Source organism: Dokdonella sp. (assembly GCF_041395345.1).
GTDB lineage: Bacteria > Pseudomonadota > Gammaproteobacteria > Xanthomonadales > Rhodanobacteraceae > Dokdonella.
Map to the genome: position 1 here is coordinate 316,163 of NZ_JAWLAR010000001.1, position 15,870 is coordinate 332,032.

The 15,870-nt window shown below is 62.9% G+C and carries 18 protein-coding genes and 1 pseudogene; 14 read left to right on the forward strand and 5 right to left on the reverse strand.

All coding sequences use genetic code 11. The features are described from left to right. Positions 1-223 precede the first annotated feature (223 nt). A complete protein-coding gene (locus R3F00_RS01490) occupies positions 224-3,169 on the forward strand; it encodes a hypothetical protein (RefSeq protein ID WP_371279927.1) in 2,946 nt (981 codons plus the stop codon). Between the two features lie 14 nt (positions 3,170-3,183). Here R3F00_RS01490 and R3F00_RS01495 read toward each other — a convergent pair whose 3' ends face one another. After that, positions 3,184-4,107 (reverse strand): nuclear transport factor 2 family protein, encoded by a 924-nt coding sequence (locus R3F00_RS01495; protein WP_371279928.1) that lies wholly within the window; start codon positions 4,105-4,107, stop codon positions 3,184-3,186. A gap of 27 nt (positions 4,108-4,134) precedes the next feature. Between R3F00_RS01495 and R3F00_RS01500 the strand changes: the two genes are divergently transcribed. Further along, positions 4,135-4,737 (forward strand): hypothetical protein, encoded by a 603-nt coding sequence (locus R3F00_RS01500; protein WP_371279929.1) that lies wholly within the window; start codon positions 4,135-4,137, stop codon positions 4,735-4,737. A 298-nt stretch (positions 4,738-5,035) separates the two neighbouring features. Here R3F00_RS01500 and R3F00_RS01505 read toward each other — a convergent pair whose 3' ends face one another. Together R3F00_RS01505 and R3F00_RS01510 are read right to left on the reverse strand one after the other, a co-directional pair. Continuing rightward, on the reverse strand, positions 5,036-5,578 hold the full coding sequence (locus R3F00_RS01505; RefSeq protein WP_371279930.1) for a hypothetical protein: 543 nt from the start codon (positions 5,576-5,578) through the stop codon (positions 5,036-5,038). A 575-nt stretch (positions 5,579-6,153) separates the two neighbouring features. Next, positions 6,154-6,336 carry a hypothetical protein gene (locus R3F00_RS01510; protein WP_371279931.1) on the reverse strand — a complete coding sequence of 61 codons (183 nt, stop codon included), beginning with the start codon at positions 6,334-6,336 and terminating at the stop codon, positions 6,154-6,156. 371 nt (positions 6,337-6,707) lie between these two features. On the opposite strand from R3F00_RS01510, the pseudogene R3F00_RS01515 reads away from it, so the two are divergent. From R3F00_RS01515 to R3F00_RS01540, 6 genes and pseudogenes are all read left to right on the forward strand, one after another. Further along, a pseudogene (locus tag R3F00_RS01515) lies at positions 6,708-7,071 on the forward strand (ECF-type sigma factor). A gap of 40 nt (positions 7,072-7,111) precedes the next feature. Continuing rightward, positions 7,112-7,324, forward strand: coding sequence for a hypothetical protein (locus R3F00_RS01520; RefSeq protein ID WP_371279932.1), 213 nt, complete (start codon positions 7,112-7,114; stop codon positions 7,322-7,324). A 394-nt stretch (positions 7,325-7,718) separates the two neighbouring features. Further along, complete coding sequence (locus R3F00_RS01525; RefSeq protein ID WP_371279933.1) at positions 7,719-7,850, forward strand: hypothetical protein; 132 nt, start codon at positions 7,719-7,721, stop codon at positions 7,848-7,850. A gap of 379 nt (positions 7,851-8,229) precedes the next feature. Then, entirely contained in the window at positions 8,230-8,574 is a 345-nt protein-coding gene (locus tag R3F00_RS01530) for a hypothetical protein (RefSeq protein ID WP_371279934.1), read from the forward strand. A 58-nt stretch (positions 8,575-8,632) separates the two neighbouring features. Next, entirely contained in the window at positions 8,633-9,163 is a 531-nt protein-coding gene (locus R3F00_RS01535; protein WP_371279935.1) for a hypothetical protein, read from the forward strand. Between the two features lie 587 nt (positions 9,164-9,750). Beyond that, a complete protein-coding gene (locus R3F00_RS01540) occupies positions 9,751-9,930 on the forward strand; it encodes a hypothetical protein (RefSeq protein ID WP_371279936.1) in 180 nt (59 codons plus the stop codon). A 161-nt stretch (positions 9,931-10,091) separates the two neighbouring features. Here the strand turns inward: R3F00_RS01540 and R3F00_RS01545 are convergent, their stop codons facing one another. Both R3F00_RS01545 and R3F00_RS01550 read right to left on the reverse strand, forming a co-directional pair. Beyond that, on the reverse strand, positions 10,092-10,433 hold the full coding sequence (locus R3F00_RS01545) for a hypothetical protein (RefSeq protein ID WP_371279937.1): 342 nt from the start codon (positions 10,431-10,433) through the stop codon (positions 10,092-10,094). 444 nt (positions 10,434-10,877) lie between these two features. Further along, positions 10,878-11,138, reverse strand: coding sequence for a hypothetical protein (locus tag R3F00_RS01550; protein ID WP_371279938.1), 261 nt, complete (start codon positions 11,136-11,138; stop codon positions 10,878-10,880). Positions 11,139-11,215: 77 nt separating this feature from the next. On the opposite strand from R3F00_RS01550, the gene R3F00_RS01555 reads away from it, so the two are divergent. The 6 genes from R3F00_RS01555 to R3F00_RS01580 all read left to right on the forward strand — a co-directional run bounded on the left by R3F00_RS01555 (position 11,216) and on the right by R3F00_RS01580 (position 15,783). After that, a complete protein-coding gene (locus R3F00_RS01555) occupies positions 11,216-11,446 on the forward strand; it encodes a hypothetical protein (protein ID WP_371279939.1) in 231 nt (76 codons plus the stop codon). 822 nt (positions 11,447-12,268) lie between these two features. Then, a complete protein-coding gene (locus tag R3F00_RS01560; RefSeq protein ID WP_371279940.1) occupies positions 12,269-12,835 on the forward strand; it encodes a hypothetical protein in 567 nt (188 codons plus the stop codon). Positions 12,836-13,070: 235 nt separating this feature from the next. Beyond that, positions 13,071-13,715, forward strand: coding sequence for a hypothetical protein (locus R3F00_RS01565; RefSeq protein ID WP_371279941.1), 645 nt, complete (start codon positions 13,071-13,073; stop codon positions 13,713-13,715). A gap of 312 nt (positions 13,716-14,027) precedes the next feature. Further along, positions 14,028-14,207 carry a hypothetical protein gene (locus R3F00_RS01570; protein ID WP_371279943.1) on the forward strand — a complete coding sequence of 60 codons (180 nt, stop codon included), beginning with the start codon at positions 14,028-14,030 and terminating at the stop codon, positions 14,205-14,207. Between the two features lie 99 nt (positions 14,208-14,306). Then, complete coding sequence (locus R3F00_RS01575; protein ID WP_371279944.1) at positions 14,307-14,810, forward strand: hypothetical protein; 504 nt, start codon at positions 14,307-14,309, stop codon at positions 14,808-14,810. A 382-nt stretch (positions 14,811-15,192) separates the two neighbouring features. Next, positions 15,193-15,783, forward strand: a complete 591-nt coding sequence (locus R3F00_RS01580; RefSeq protein WP_371280029.1) for an efflux RND transporter periplasmic adaptor subunit — start codon at positions 15,193-15,195, stop codon at positions 15,781-15,783. The last annotated feature ends 87 nt before the right edge of the window (positions 15,784-15,870 follow it).

The following is a 15,870-nucleotide window of genomic DNA, read 5'->3' on the forward strand; positions in this document are numbered from 1 at the left end:
ACGCCCCGCACTGACAGGCGTATCGCCTGGCCCAGGTCCGCTTTTCAGCCGGGAGCCCGTCTCGGATGTCTCGCTGGAGCAAACCGTGCGCAGGATCACGATAGCAGGGCATGGGCCTGCGCAGACTTGAATGCCCGCCGGGCCGGTCGATGAATTGAATCGCCAATTCCCGCAACGGTTGAGCGAAAGCGAGCGAGGCTGGGGCTGACCGGGCCCGGCCACCATGGAGAAACTGAGGATGCGCCACTGCCTGCCCGCGCTGGTAGCGAGTCTGTCGGCACTGCTGCTTGCTGGTGGCGTGAAGGCGCAGACCCTGCGCGATTACGACATCGTATACGTGCGCCAGGCCCGTTTCGGCGACAACCAGAACACGACCTGGCCCGAGGTGTTCCATCCGGCCCGCATGGATCCGGGTGCAGACCTGATGCTGCTGCATCCGGATGGCAGCGAGGAAGTGCTGGTCGCGGGCGGCAATGGAGGCATTACCGACCCGTTCGTCTCGTTTGATGCGCAGTGGGTCTATTACGCGCAATTCCCGGACCTGCGTTCGCAGTCGCTCAATCATCAGCGCGGCGACCTTCCCATCAGGGGTGCCGATATCCATCGCATCCATCTGGCCACGCGGCAGACCGAACAGCTCACCCATGGCGAGTTCACGCCAAACACCGGCGCCGGAAATTGGGACGAGGCCAACCCGCTCGATCCGCCGTCCGGATTCAATCGGCTCGGCTACGGCATCCTCAATCTCGGACCCTGCCCGCTGCCCGGGGGACGCATCGCCTTCACCAGCAACCGCAACGGTTTCGAACCACCAAAGGGCTACACCACTCCGACCCTGCAACTGTTCGTGATGGACGAGGATGGACAGAACGTCACCCAGATCGCGCCGATGAACATTTCGAGTGCGCTGCACCCGACCATCCTGCGCGACGGCCGGCTGATGTTCTCTTCGCATGAGGATCAGGGCCTGCGCGACCGGCGCATGTGGGGGGTCTGGGCGATCTGGCCGGACGGGCGCAAGTGGGAGCCGGTGCTCAGTGCATTCCGTGAGGGTCAGGCCTTCCATTTCATGACCCAGCTGTCCGGGGGCGATCTGGTCATCGAGGACTACTACAACCTCAACAACAACGGGTTCGGCACGCTGTATCGAACACCGTCCCGACCGCCGGCCGGGCAACCGGCTTTCTTCAGCGCCTACTCCGACGACAATCCGCTGATCGAGCGTACCGTCGGCGGCGGCTTTCCGTATCCGTACACGATCCCGTTCACCCCACGCGGCGGCCTGGTTTCGCTGGCCCCGTTCACGCACGGCGATGACGAGGCCGCACCGGTCGGCAGCAACGGACAGCGGGTCGGCAAGTTCACCCATCCGTCCGCCGCGCCGGACGGCAACCTGCTCGTGGTCTGGACACCGGGTCCGGCCAACGATCTCAATCGTCCAACCCCGATGCCCTATTACGATGCCGGTCTCTATGAAATCGTTGGCGGGAATGTCGTGCAGTCGCCGCAGGATCTGGTGCTGATCAAGAACGATCCGGCCTGGAACGAAGCCTGGCCGCGCGCGGTGGTGCCGTACAGCCGTATCCATGGTGTCGCCGAGCCGGACGATCTTGCCTGGTTGCCGAATGACGGCGGCGAGCACCCGATGTTGCCGGCCGGCACGCCCTATGGCCTGGTCGGGAGTTCCAGCCTGTACAAGCGCGAAAGCTTTCCGGCCACGGTGACCCCGTGGTCGAACACCTTCGACGGTCTGGATGCGTTCAATACCAGCGAGAACGGCCAGTCCAGCAACTGGTTCAGCCAGGGCAGCGATGCGGGAAAATATTCCAACAGTGACATCTGGGCCGTGCGCATCCTCGCGATGGAGCCGCATAGCCATCGCAGCTACGGTCCGAATGAAGGGCGCCAGTTCAGCAGCCATGCCGATGAGCGCCTGCGCGTGCTTGGCGAAATTCCGGTGCGCAAGTTCGGTGCGGGCGGGCAACCCGTGCTCGATCTCGAAGGCAATCCCGACACGAGTTTCCTTGCCCGCATTGCCGCCGATACGCCGTTCACGTTCCAGACCCTGGACCGCAAGGGCATGGTCCTCAACATGGCCCAGACCTGGCACCAGGTCAGGCCCGGCGAGCTGCGCGCCGACTGCGGCGGTTGCCATGCGCACAGCCAGATGCCGCTGGCCTTCGGCAGCACCGCGGCCGCACAGACCGGTCATGTGGTCCCCGACCTCGCCACGACCACACCCCTGCTGACACTCGATGCCAGCGGACAACCGGCGCTGCGCGTGGAGAACATCGCACAGGTCAGCGTCGAGTTCCTGCGCGATATCCGGCCCTTGCTGCAGCAACGCTGTGCCGGCTGCCATCAGGGCGCGAGCCCGCCCGGCAACCTCAATCTGGCAGATACGTCGATGATCGATGGTCTGCCTGGCGACTACCGCAGATTGGCCGCTGACAGCGCTGCGCAGTTTGGCTACGCGCCGGTGATTTCCAATGGCAGCTGGCGCCAGACCAATGCCAGTCGCTATGTGCGCATGTTCCAGAGTCGGCGCAGTCTGCTGATCTGGAAACTGTTCGGCGAGCGCCTCGATGGCTGGAGCAATGCCGAGCACCCGACCGAAACCGTTCCGGGCAATCCGGCGACCCTGCCTGCCGGCAGCGATGCCAATGAAGCCGATCTTGATTTCACCGGTACCATGATGCCGCCTCCCGGCAGTCCGGTCGTACCCCTGACGGCCGACGAGAAACTCCTGTTCGTGCGCTGGATCGATCTCGGTGCGCCGATCGATACCGGCAATGCGGATCTGGGCTGGTTTCTCGATGACCTCAGGCCCACCGTAGCCCTGAGCCTGCCGCGTGCGCGTGCGAATCCGGCGCCGCTGCAGTCAATCCGCTTCGGACTCGCAGACGCCGATTCCGGTGTCGACCTGACCAGCCTCAGTGTCAGCGCCGACTTCGTCGTCAACGGACGCGCGCCCGGCACCGAACTCGCCGATCTTGCCCAGGCTCAAGGCGATGGCATCTGGAGCATTGCGCTGCTGCCACCCTTGCAATCGGCATGGGATCGGCATGTCACGGTCAGTGTGCGCGACCAGCAGGGCAACACGACGCGTGTCCGGCGCGCCTTTTTCGTGGGCGCCGACGATACGATCTTTCGTGAGGGATTCGACTAGCCTGGACGTTACATCTACTCGGCAATGTATCGCCACGGTTGATCCGGCCCTGCCCTGCGCCAGACCGTGAAGAACGGAATCGGTGGTCGTTCGCTGCCATCTTCGGCTTTTGCGTTGTGGCGGATGAAACCGACGCTGAGGCCGAGATCACCGGCATCGGAAACGACAACACGCTCGTCGGCGGCCCAGTTCAGCGTGCTGCCGCCGGCCGGTTGGCCTGCGCTGACCAAGGTCGCGATCGCCTCGGCACCGAAGACGAAGTCCGCATGCGCGGGACCACCGAGATTCATCGATTGGGCGGTGCCGAATTCGGCAAACGCCGGACCAAGCCCGATGTCTTGCGCACGATCGGAGAACATGCGCTCGGCGGCAGCCAGGCCTTGCGCGAGATCGACCGTGGAAACCTCCGTTGTACCGGACCAGGCTTTCGTATCGGGAAGGACGAGCGGGCCGGGCGGCTTCGCATGTGGCCCCACCGCACGCCGACCGCGCTTGTAGGCAATCACGCGCCAGCCCGAATCCTTGCGTTGCCAGTAGGCCAGGTACTTCAGCGGCACGGTTTCGCCATCCGCCCTGTGCACGTCCATGAAGCCGAAGGTGTAGCCCTGCATGCCGTTCACGGAGACACCCGCACCGAAAGGCGTCCACTCGATGCGTGAGGACTCGAAGTCGGGCTGCGCCCTGAATGCCTCCACCACGGCCTGCTTGCCCTTGGCAAAACCCTTGCCTGGCACGGGCATGATCACCTCATCCGCGAACGGTGCGAACAGGTCGTCGGCCGAACGGCCGGCTGCAGCCCTCTCGGCGAATTCGCGATCCTGTGCGAGCAATCCGTCGGCAAAGGTTGGCGGGCTCATGGAATGCGCCCGGCTGTTCATGCACAGGCAGGAGATCGCGATGGCAATGATCGGTGCAATGGCAATGGATCCCCTGCGCATGTCGGACTCCGCTGTGATGAGACGATGATGGATCCCGCGTATTTGCCTGGCCGACTTGAAGTGTCGCAAGTCACTCCTTCAATAAATCTGATCATTCGCCGCAGAGCACACTTATTCGAATCCATTGGCGAAAATGGTGTCGTCGAACGGGAGTTCGATTGCTCCGAGATCGACCGGGCCGTAGACGTGTTCGGTACCGCCGGCTGGATCGAAGCCATGGGGCGCCGTGGAAGTCCGTGGCGGGTGCCTTTTGAAGCCGACGCACAAATGTCGATGGCAGGCGATGTCGGTGGATGGCGCTTAGCCCCCATTCAGGTTCGACGCCTACGCGCGGCGTGGAGTTGGGGTGAAGGCCAGCCTACGCATCATCGACCAGCAGGCAGCGCCGCCATGACGTTGCCGGTGCTGAACCTGATCGACGAAATCGGGCTCATAGACAATCGACCCGGTCAGGTTCAACGGCGAGGCAAAATGCGCAAGCACATAGCTGCTACCCTGAGCCTTTCGGTGTTGCCGGAAACGGTGGACCATGCGATCCGGTTCTCGCTTGGAAGAATTCCTCCAGATTTTGAGAAGACCAACTCGGGTCACGTTGTTTCGGGTGATGAGGATCCTTCGACGATGCCGTAGTCCGCCGAGCGCACAGCAGGCCACAGCAGCACATCGGCTTCGTTGTCGACAATCGCGGTTCGGCTCACGTTGAGACTCGGACTGCCCGGGCTTCGTGACCGACTCGATGACACTGCCAGGGCCTGTCGAGCCGTCCGTGAATGGGGCGATGTTGCCGATCACGGCCGAACATGCTTCGAAACCCACGTCGGGAAGGCGCAGCGCTCGTGGCCGTCCAGTGGACGCATCGCCAAGTCCACGTCTCCTGCGATGTAAACGGCCGCGCCGCGCGACGCCTCATTGCCGACAAAGACGCTCGTCAGCAGATTGACGGCGGTGCGACTGCCCGGCCACCCTGACCCTCGATCCCGCCGCCGGTAATCGAGGCCCCGTTGCCGGCCAGCCAGAACGGCGCGCTTGCGTCGCCCTGTATCGTCAGCGGCGAGTTCCTGATGGCAAAGATCCCGCCGCCACGCTGCGCCTGATTCTCGAACAGGCCGGTCACGCTGCCCGGAACAACGATCGAATCCAGAACGCAACTCTTGTGCAGATAGACGCTGCCACCGGTCTCCATCGCCGTGTTTTGCGCGACCACGCCGCCATCGATGTACACCGACGCATAGTCGTAGCAGATGCTGCCATCACTCAGCTGCGCACTGTTGTTGGCAATGCGTGAATCGGAGAGGATCTGCAGCGTTGGTCGGTTGTTGGAGTTCCAGCCGGCGATCAATACGCCGCCGCCGTTGCCGGATTCGTTGTTTATGAAAGTCTCATCATCCAGAACCACGAACACCTTGCCGAGAATGAGGAGACCGCCACCGCCAAGCGCCGAGCTGCCGCCAGCCGGGGTGCCTCCGCGCACCGTAATGCGCCTGAGCGTAACCAGGTGGATCGGTGAGCGCCGGGCGCAGCCTCGATTGCAAGCGCCGTCCCATTGACCCCTCCGCTCGCGTCGATGATCGAACGCTGACCGGCGCTCGGGGTCGAGTCACTGCAACCGGCATAGCCCCCGCGAATCGAGATATTGGCGGCGCTGGCATCGAGTTCGCTTCTATCCGGCACGGAAAAAGTCTGAGCGCGCAGGCGTAATCTCGTGCGGGCTGGGTACGCCGGTCAGGCCATCTACCACGAAAGCCAAGTCGCTGTAGTCGCAGCCCGTGCTGCTGACCGTAAGGGTTAACGCATGGGCCGATGTCGAACACGGTTGTATGCAACGAGAAGGAAAAGTCGGGCTGAGAGTCTCTGTTTCGCTTAGGCATGGGGATCACCGGTCGTTGGCGCCGCAACAGGCAGGGCTGAATTGACATACGCAATAAACCGACCAGTCTTGCCAGGAATTCTTTCGCGGCGGCAGACAAAGCTGGCTACGTGAATCCGTCGAAAAATCCCTCCAACTCGAGAGACACGAATCAATCGGCCAGCAGGTCGAGTGCGGCATCATTCCGAATCGTTGGATAGCGTCGTGTCGCCAAGCGCGATTCGATGCCCTCCTGGATCGGTGGGCTCGTGGATATCGAGTACGCAGACCGATTGACCGCGCGCACCTGTCAGTGAATGCACATTCACGGCAGACGAGTTCAATGTCGGCACCACCGTTGCCGACGCGCGGGTGGCCGACACGCGCCAGGATCGTCGAATCTGGCGAGGTAGTTGCGTTGACGACAGGCCAGAGCGGCGTTGTCGTGCCGCGCAACATCAAAGGTGCGCAGCCCTTCCCGTATACGCCAGCGTCTTCGCGCGACTCGTTGTTGTGAATGTTTGGTATAGACTGGATTGCGAATCGCAGAGGATTCCTTCTTGACTGAAATTACCGAACTGCTGAGGGCGCAGGAAGGAAGTCAGACACTCGATCTCGGCCCCGTCTTCCAGCAGCTTTATTCCGATCTGAAGCGCATCGCGCTGGCGCGTGTCGGCCAGCTTGCGTCGACCACCCGGCTGGGGCGACCGAACTGGTCAACGAGGCATTCATCAAGCTCGCCGGCGCAGAAAAGTTGTCGCTGGAAAATCGCCGTCATTTTTTCACGTGCGCGGCACTGGCCATGCGCCAGATCCTTGTCGACCAGGCGCGACTGGCGCAGGCTGACAAGCGCAATGCCGGCTTGCAGCAAGTAACACTGGGAGACGGTGAGGTGCAGGCCTCTGCAGCAGGCCTGAGCGACCTCGATCTGGCTCTGGACGACCTTGAACGGATCGATCCGGGTGCGTCGGCTGGTCGAACTGCGCTATTTCGCAGGATTGTCACTGCCAGCCATCGCCCGGAGTTGCAGAAGCGTGTCTGCGCGAACAGTGTCCCGTGACTGGGAGCGCGCTCGCGCGCCTTCCTCAAAGGTTCGTCTGAGCGCCGATGGACTGTGATCGGCTGCAGCGTTGGCGGGAGGCCGACCGGCTATTCACGATGTGGCTGGAGATCGAGCCCGGGGACCGCGCAGACTGGCTGACTCGCCAGAGCATGGAAACCACAATCCTTATTGCGCTCAAGCGACTGATTGCCAACCACGAGGACATCGACGAGGCCGATGGGCGCGCTTGCCGGACTCGCGGCGGCGGCGGATTGGAGCAGCTGCTCGTGACGGATTGCGAGGCCGTCGCGTGGGCGGTTGGGAGCTGATCGAGGAGATAGGCCGCGGTGGCATGTCGGTGGTCTATCGCGCGCGTCGCATCGATGCAGACTTCGAACAGGTCGCCGCGGTAAAACTTCTGGTCTCGCTGCTCTCGGCACGCACTGGGTCGGGAGCGATTCGAGCGCGAACGACGCGTGCTAGCCACGTTTGCACCATCCGCACATCGCCCGCGCTCATCGATGGCGGTCTGGGGAGGACGGTACCCCTATCTGGTCAGCACCACTGGTACCGGCTGCGATCTTGCTACGCATTGTCGCGAACGAGACTGGGTTGGGAACAGCGCGTGGCCCTGATCGTGGAGATTTGTGCGGCTGTTGCCCACGCGCATCGAAGACCTCCTCGTGCATCGCGACCTGAAGCCCGGGAACATTCTCGTTTCAGATGAAGGCGTTCCGACTGCTGGATTTCGGCATTGCCAAGTTGCTGAACGTCGAGGAAGAGGCGACGCACACGGGCTTGCGCGCGATGACGCCAGTACGCCTGCTCCGGAACAGCTGGACGGTGGACCCATAACCACCGCGACCGACGTCTATGCGCTCGGCGTGATTTGCGGATTGTGTGCCGATCTCCCCGCGTTGCCGAATGACTTGCGCAACATCGTCGCCATGGCCGCGCGTGTCGAAACCGGGCTCGCCGCTATCCCGATGCGCGCGCCCTCGCCGATGACCTCAGCCGCCTGCGCCCACATCGGGCAATGTCGTGACAGCGACGCCGGACAGTCTTGGCTTCCGAATGCGATCATTCCTGCGCCGCCGCCCGCGGCCGATTGCTGCGGCGGCATCTGCCATCCCCTGCTTGTGCTCGTTTCCGGACTCGCGGCCACTCAATGGCAGGCGCGTCGGGCTGAAGCGCAGGCTCGCGAGGCGCTTCGGCAGAGTGCACGCGCCGAAACGTGCCGCATTTCCTGTTCGACCTGTTTGAGGCTGGCAATCTCGATCGTACCGAGGCGAAGACCCCCGCGTTTCGACATTGGTCGAACGCGGCGCCCGCCTATCCCGGCTTGATCAAGAGCCCGAGCTGCATGCGGAAATGGCTACTCTCCTTGCGCGTATCGACATCGCCATTGGCCGCCACGAGCGCGCCCCGGCGACTGCTGGAGGAGGCGATCGCGAGCGCCGAACGGACCACCGACGAAAAGCTGCACGCGCAAGTGGAGCTGGCACAGGCGAACCTGGCCAACGCCACGGGCGATTCGACCAGGGCGGGGATGCTCTATGAGCGCGCTGAAAACGCGTGAACAGGCCGGTGCATCCGACCCGTCGTTCGCGTCGCAGTGCTTTCAGGTTGGAGCTGCAATGAAGATCTCGGCAAGCAAGATGTCGCGCGCCAGCGAAATCAGGCACGAGTTGTCCAATGTGGAAATGAACTACTCTGCCAATCAGCGTGGCGAATTGCTGCTGGGCCAGGCATTGGTCACGAGGACATCCAGCGTCGACTGGACCTTGCTCCAGGCGAGCGGCCCGAGGAGGTTCGCCGAGCAGCCGACCACGGCCGCCAATGAGCTGGCCCTTGAAGTCGAGCTTGGCAACGACTTGTTCGCGCTGGGAAATCACGAGCAAGGCATCGCGCATACGCGTCGTTGCGTCGAAATCGCCGATCAGCTGTATCCCAGGTCTACGCGCTACCGCGCGCGCACCAACAATCTCGGTTCGATGCTGCGTGTGGATGATCAGCTTGGCACAGCAGAGGCCGCCCTTGCGGTCGCCGAGTCGATCTATCGCGAGCCCAGGGACGAACGAAGTGCAGCGTTTGCGGCGCTGCTTCACAATCGCGGATTGCTTTTGCACGATACGGGAAATTCAGCGCGCAGTTCCGCCTCTGGTTGAGCAAGCGCTGGCCTGGCCCTGGAACAGTTCGGCGAGAACGATCGTCGCAGTGGCCTTGCCCGGCGCAGCGTGGCTCTGTTACGGGCTGCCGCCACAGCCGATCCGCAGGCAAATGTGGAGTGGAATCGGGCACGCGAACATGCCTGGGATGCGTTCCGTACCAGAGCAGATAGATACCTTGTTGATCGGTGCGGAGATAGCTCTCGAACTGAATCAACCGCAGGCGAGCACGCCTGCTCGAGGCTGATGCGCTGATCAGGAGTGGCCAATCAGGCTGTCCAGCCATCAGCGAATTCGCAGGGGATTTTGCTTTGGGGGAACCCTGCAGTCGATGGATGGCCAAGAGAAGCTGGCAAAGGCGTCATTCGATGCGGCCTCCGCATTGCCCATTCGGAGTCGGGCAATGCCGCTCACAGCCGTGGCAAGTCGAAATGGCCACTGGCGAACACTTTCAGCGCATGGGCAGACCTTCGTCGGCGAAGACGCACTATCGGGCAGCACTTGATTCACTCCTGGGCTTGGCGCCGACCCGGCGGCCACCAGCGTGGTCGAGTTGAGCAACCGCCTCGCAGCGCTGGATACGACCAGTGAGCCCTAGCAGATGGGTCAATTTCTGCCCGCAGGAGCTGATCCTGCACCACCCGTCCGGTGTGCAGCGCGGCGGAGTCTGGCGGGTCAGGATCGGCGAATCGCGACAGGCGTATCGCCAGGCCGCCGATGGTTTCCGACTGCCTTCCAGCTTCAAGGAAATCATGTTGCAAGCCTGACACGTGCCGTCCGTCGCGAATACAGCGGGACATGGATCATGCAAGGGCGGTCATCCACCGGACGGCCACACACATCGTCTCCGTGGACAAGACTGGCTTCCGCGGTGCTCAGTTCCTCGATCGACCCAACCTTCGGAACATGGTCAATTCGTCCGATCAGGCTATTCATCAATACCACTCGCTCCACCCTGATGCCGAAAACGCTGCTGGCGCAGCCGGCAAGCCAGGACATAAAGAACTACCAGCGACAAGAGCGCAATGATGATCGACACCCATTCGGCACTGCTCAGGGTGAACAGGATCGCGATCATGGCCAGCGAACCGAGCGCAGGAATCAGCGCGCCTCCCGGCAGCAGCATCGGTATGCCGCCACTGCGCGATACACGCTTCTGCGCAAACCAGGTCGCCGAGCAGACGCCAAGATAGAGCAGGCAGATCGCTCCGCCCGAAATCAGCGCCAGGGCTTCGGAATTTCCGACCAGGGCCAAGCCGCAGGCGATCACGCCGTGGCTGATGATGGCCAGCAGGGGGGACGCGGTAGTGCGCCGTCACTCGACCGTAGGCCGACGGCAGGTAGCCGTCGCGACCGAGTGCATAGAGTAAGCGCGAAGAAGCCAGCAGATTTCCCATCAGAAACCCGGTCATCGAGACACCGGCGGTGATCAGCAACACCACAAGGCCGGGTGCCAGGTCATGGCCCCTGCGGTATCGGCAATCGGTGCAGTACTCCAGACGCCGACCGAGACACCCAGCACACCCTGGGTCACGATCTGGATGCCCATGCCTGAAGGACAACCACCAGAATTGCGGCGATGGTCGCGCGCGGCACGCTGCGCGCGGGATCACGCAGTTCGCCCGAAGGGGATCAGTGCGGTTTCCATGCCCGAGTAGGCAAACATGACCGGCACCATCGCCGCGCCAAGAGTGGTCCAGGGATGGAATCGTGATCAGCTCACCTGGGTCCAGTCGACGAACAGCGAGCCCAGGGTCGCGAGGAGGAACAGGGGTGTCAGCTTGAGCGTCGCAAGCACGGTAATCGCACGCGCGCCGAGCTTGACGCCGAACGCATTGAGCAGGACCAGCAGGGAGAACACCACGACCAGGAACAGACTGCGCCAGCCCGTCTCTCGAACTGTGGCCAGGCGCGCGCAACCTGCAGTACCAGCGCCGACGCCACGCCACCACTGGAGGAGACATTGCAGATCCACATCAAGGAGGCGCCCGCGATGAATCCTGAAAACGGGCCGAATGTTGCGGTCACATGGGTATAAGGGTCCGCCCGGTGGTGGATACGCGGCTGCCGATTGCGGCAAAGCACAGGGCCGACCGGAACGATCACGACGGCGCCGGCAAGAAAGGCGATCGGTGCCGAGCTGCCCATGCGCGTGGCGAGGATGGCCGGCAGCATGAAGATGCCTGCGCCGACGATGATGTTGATGATGGCGGCGCCGAGTGCGATTCCGCCAACCGCACGGATCAGCGCGGACTCGCCTTCCAGGCTTGCGTGATCGCGTGAGTGCGAAGCGTCTGAGGTCATGCGGGCCGGCTCTCGAAGGGTTTCGGCAGCGTGCCACAGATTCGCGTACGGGCGGGATCGCATCGCCGACGGAGCCTGCGGACTGGTTTTCGTGCCGAATCTCGCGCCGGCAATGCCAACAGGTTGGCGGTTGCATCCGCGACCTGCTCAACGGTGGCCGCACAGTCGACTGTCTAGGCTGGTTGCGTGACCTGCGGGTCGCACCCCTGACAAAGGAGAAGACATGGTCAAGAAGATACCCGGTGTAGTTGTCGTGGCAGCGCTGTTTGGCAGCCCGCTTCCCCGTTTTGCAACCGAAGCGACGTCCAAACGGATTTCCTCCGGCACAGAATGCTTGAGCTACCGCTCCAGGGCCCGACCTGGCGTCCGACGGAAGCGCCGCACCTTCAGGAGGCACCCAGTACCTGTTTCTCGCGGGCTCTGCATTCACGCCGCGGACCAGCAGTCTTAAGACGGTCAGCTATCCGGGCAGCGGTTGCAGCTTCCGGACAACGCGCTGACCACAAGTCTCGAACTGCCCGAAGTGCAGTCCAGGGCGTGCGCCTCTACTACTACAACAACGGCTTGCCAACAGCGTCGGCTTGTTCCTGACTGACTGCCTATACCGGCGCTGGCGGCACGAGTGACCTGCTCACCGGCAGTTCGTCGGAAGACACCGGCTATGCAACCAGGTACTTCGCGGCGTCGACTCCCCTGTCCATCGACTATGCCGGGCAGTCGTATGTACTGACGGCAACGATGAATTCCGGCCAGCGCCGCTGCGGCATGCGCGTGTTCTGGCCACCGTAAGGGAGCTTGACCATGACCATCAACAGGGTTACTCCACTGCGACGTATCTGCGCTGTCCGCCGCCTGGCTGGGATTGCTGATTGCCTCGTTTGCCCTTCCGGCTGTCGCCGCACCGGCGATCACCCGGTCGATCCGCACTCAGCGCAGTCGGCCCAGGCCGACCAGCCCGCAGGCACCCTGTTCGGCTATCTGTGGATTGCCGGATCAGCCTTTCATCCACTCGGTAACGCGACCACCTACAGCTATCCGGGCAACGGTTGCATCTCCAGACCGGCGGCACTGACAACCGGTTCGCACACAAGGTGGTGTTGCCCGAGCACCCTCGTGCGCTACCTGCGTCTCTACTCACTTCGACGATTCGACCGGTACGGTAACCGCATACTTCACCAGCTACGACGGGCGGGCAATTTCGTCGAACATGCCAGCGTCGGCTCCAGCAACGGGGCAGGTGGCTACGGTACCAGCCTGTCACCGCTGTTCAGCTACGAAGTCGACCCGTTTGGCGCAGCCATCAACGTTGTCGCTAATCTCGGTGATCAGAACACCAGCACGCTCCTTTGGCGTTCGAATCGCCTATGATGCGCCGATCACGGATCGGATCTTTGCCGACGACCCTGACCGATACCGCTGTAGCAGGAATCTTCAGGAGAACGAGATCGAGTCGCCTACTATGCGATTACAACTGCGGGCGCCGGGCTCGATCTTTCCTGAACCTGAACCGGTGGAAGCCCTGCATGACTTTCGGGCTTGTCTGTTCGAGCGATCGGCCTGTTATTGAACTCGCAAGTATTGAATTAGACGGGTTCAGGCATGAGTGCTTACAGTTTCGCGCCTCGGATCGACCGGTCCGGCGGGCGCGCTATTACTCGTCAACACGGTCGCCCAGCAGACCGGCTTGCTGATCGCTGCCCTGGCATTTTCCAGCGGATGTGCGGTCGGACCGGACTTTCGCGCGCCGGTGCTGCCCGACAACGCGGGCTACCGGACCGACGACCTGCCGAGGTCGACAGTATCCGCCGGGCACCCACCGGCGCGGCGCAACGTCTGGTCGAAGGCGCTCAGGTTCCGGCTCGATGGTGGGAGAGTTTTGCCAGCGCAGGCTGAATCGCCGCGTCGAGCAGGCCTTCGCCAACAGCCCGGATATCGCCTCGGCCCAGGCGGCACTGCGCCAGGCCGTGGCGCAATCCGACGTCGCCAGGGCGGTCTGTTTCCTTCGGTCGATGCGGCAGCAGGTGCCAACCGGCAGGAGAGTCCGTTCTCGACCGGGCCGGTCTCCGGTTCCGCCTCGCCTTACACGATCTACAACGCGTCGATTGATGTCGGCTACACGCTTGACCTGTTTGGCGGCGTGCGCCGCTCGGTCGGGCGCAAGACACGATCCCGCCGACCTTCAGCGCTACCAGTTGCAGGGCACTTATCTGAGTCTTGCTGCCAACGTCGTGACCACGAGCATTCGTGAAGCTTCGCTGCGCGCGGGCAAATCCTCGCCAACAGGGAGATCACCCGCATCTATCAAACTGAGCTACCGATTGACCGATCGCCAGTACGAGACCGGCGTGAAGTCCCAGGGTGATGTGCTGTTCGCTCGCAGCCGAACGGCAGCGGCGCGGTGCGCAGTTGCCGACCCTGAGCAAGCTGCTGGCGCAGACCCAGACCCAATTGGCCGTCTATCTCCGGACGGTTCCCTCCGAAGACCGAATTTGAAGCCCTGACCCTGGATGATCTGCAACTGCCGCTCGAGGGTGCCGGTCAGCCTGCCGTCGGCACCGTGGTGCGTGCACGACCTGACGTACTTGCAGCCGAAGCCAGCCTGCACCAGGCCACGGCAGCAGTCGGTATCGCCACCGCCAACCTGTTCCCGAATATCGTGCTGTCCGCATCGCTCGGGTCGCAGGCACTGGAACGCGGCGACCTGTTTGGTGGCAACAGCGAAGCCTGGAGCATGGTCTGAACCTGCTCCAGCCGATCTTTCGCGGCGGCAGCCTGCGTGCGCGAAGCGCGCGGCCGAAGCAGGACTGGACCAGGCGTCCGCCGACTATCGAAGCGCACCATGCTGACCGCATTCCAGAACGTCGCCGACGCTTCTGCGCGCGCTGGAGCTCGATGCCGAGCCTTGCCTCGCGCAGCTGCGCTCGAGGCCACTGCGGATAGCCTGGCCATCGCCCGTCGCCAATACGAAGACGGGTCGGTCGGCTACCTGCAAGTGCTGATCGAATCGCGGCTGTTCGAACAGGCACGCGTTCTCATCATCGAGGCGCGTGCCAATCGCTGCCCGCACCGACGGCCGCGGGTACCTTCCTCGGCAGCGCTGGCACCGAGGCAAGTCGGCCGGTTCCCGATCGACACTGCGTCACCTGAGCATCGTTCATTGCCAGACATGCAACATCGAACAAAACCATTCCCGGCGTATCGGTTCGCTGCCTCCCAGGCGGCTTCCGATACCCATTCATCGAACAATGGACTGCGCATGAAGACGCGCAACGAACGCAAGCCCAGCACGACCAAGCGCATGATCATCATGGTTGGAATCGTCGGCCTTCTGCTTCCGCGCTGATCCGGCTGGAACATTCTTGCTTAAGGTCGCGGGCTGACCCGCAGCCAATATGCCGGTGCCGCCGCAGACGGTGACCTCCATGAAGGTGACGACCCAGTCCTGGCAGCCCGAGCAGAGCAGTGTCGGATCGCTGCGTGCCGTCAGGGGCGGACGCGCCGATGTCGGCGGCGTGGTGACCGCGGTGAAGGCAGGATCCAGGCCAGCAGGTCGAGGAAGGCTGAACGCTGATCGAACTCAATGCCGATGACATCGTCGCCGAGCGACGCCCAGCTCGAAAGCCAACGCCGCCTTGCTCAAACTCAATCTGGACCGGGCCTGAAAGCAGCTTTCCTACAAGGGCATCAGCCAGGCCGAAGTCGACACCGCGGAAGCCAGCACCACCATAGACAGCCGTTGCCGGTGTCAGTCAGCAGCAGGCCTTGATCGACAAGCGCCAGTTGAGGGCGCCGTTCAGCGGCCGCATCGGCATCATCAGCCTGACGCCCGGCAGCTATGTAAGAGCGGGCGATCGGTGGTCACCCTGCAGCGACTCGATCCCGTACTCGTCGACCTGAACGTGCCGCAGGACAAGCTCGGCGAGATCAAGACGGGTCAGGCAGTGGTGCTGTCGCTGGACTCGTTTCCCGATCACCCCTTTCTCGGCGAGGTCACCGCGATCAGCCCGAAACTTGATCCTGCCACGCGCAATGCCCAGGTCGAAGCCAGCGTACCCAACCCGGAGGAATTGCTTAAGCCCGGCATGTTCGCGAGAGTCGCCGTGCAGGTCGGCGAGCAAGAAATCCTATCTGACCCTGCCGCAGTCGGCGATTACCTTCAATCCGTATGGCGAAACCGTTTTCCTGGTCAAGCCATCGACCGGCAAGGGCGCGGACGGCAGGTCAACCTGCCGTCCGCGCAGTCGGTGTTCGTCACGACCGGAGCCAAGCGTGGCGATCAGATCAACGTGCTCAGTGGCATCAAGGGAAGGCGATGAAGTCGTTACCAGCGGGCAGCTGAAGATCAAGAACGGAACGCCGGTGATCATCGACAACAGCAGCATGCCGCCCGACGACGCAGACCC

Excerpts from the sequence above, each read along its gene's own strand:
- R3F00_RS01560 (WP_371279940.1), top strand. The coding sequence starts at position 12,269 with ATGACCATCAACAGGGTTACTCCACTGCGACGTATCTGCGCTGTCCGC.
- R3F00_RS01490 (WP_371279927.1), top strand. The coding sequence starts at position 224 with ATGGAGAAACTGAGGATGCGCCACTGCCTGCCCGCGCTGGTAGCGAGT.
- R3F00_RS01575 (WP_371279944.1), top strand. The coding sequence starts at position 14,307 with ATGCTGACCGCATTCCAGAACGTCGCCGACGCTTCTGCGCGCGCTGGA.
- R3F00_RS01535 (WP_371279935.1), top strand. The coding sequence starts at position 8,633 with ATGAAGATCTCGGCAAGCAAGATGTCGCGCGCCAGCGAAATCAGGCAC.
- R3F00_RS01525 (WP_371279933.1), top strand. The coding sequence starts at position 7,719 with ATGAAGGCGTTCCGACTGCTGGATTTCGGCATTGCCAAGTTGCTGAAC.
- R3F00_RS01520 (WP_371279932.1), top strand. The coding sequence starts at position 7,112 with ATGTGGCTGGAGATCGAGCCCGGGGACCGCGCAGACTGGCTGACTCGC.
- R3F00_RS01495 (WP_371279928.1), bottom strand. The coding sequence starts at position 4,107 with ATGCGCAGGGGATCCATTGCCATTGCACCGATCATTGCCATCGCGATC.
- R3F00_RS01500 (WP_371279929.1), top strand. The coding sequence starts at position 4,135 with ATGGATCCCGCGTATTTGCCTGGCCGACTTGAAGTGTCGCAAGTCACT.